The organism is Mesorhizobium sp. M7A.F.Ca.CA.002.15.2.1 (assembly GCF_003998715.1).
Taxonomy (GTDB): domain Bacteria; phylum Pseudomonadota; class Alphaproteobacteria; order Rhizobiales; family Rhizobiaceae; genus Mesorhizobium; species Mesorhizobium ciceri.
The window spans coordinates 1-468 of record NZ_RZPI01001259.1 but is presented as its reverse complement, the minus strand read 5'-3'; the positions used below and the strand labels follow the sequence as shown (position 1 = coordinate 468).

Below are 468 nucleotides of genomic sequence, written 5' to 3'. Positions count from 1 at the left end.
GGGCTAGGCCGCGCCGGAGCGATCGACCTGACCGGCGCCTGCGCCGGCTTCATCTATGCGCTGATGTTCGCCGACGGGTTCACCCGCCTGCACGGCAAAGCGAGCCTTGTCATCGCCGCCAACATCCTCAGCCACCGCATCAATTTGGCCGAGCGCGCCAGCGCCGTGCTGTTTGCCGATGCCGCCGGCGCCATGGTGATCAGTCCTTGCGATGACCCGGATCGAGGCATTCTCGGCGCTTCGGTGGATTCCGACGGCTCGCGCTACGGGCTAATCCAGATTCCCGCCGGGGGAAGCAACACTCCGTTCCATGCCGACCTCGACCTCGCGCAGACACGGATGACGATCACTGACGGCCGTGAAGTATTCAGCAAGGCCGTGGAGATGATGACCGCCTGCTCGAGAGATGCGCTCACTGCTGCCCGACTGAGGCCGCAAGACCTCGATCGTTTCGTGCCGCATCAGGCC

1 pseudogene is annotated in these 468 nt (G+C 65.0%); it reads left to right on the top strand.

The window, feature by feature from the left end:
* Positions 1-468: pseudogene (locus ENZ74_RS34015) on the top strand (3-oxoacyl-ACP synthase); the annotation flags it as partial.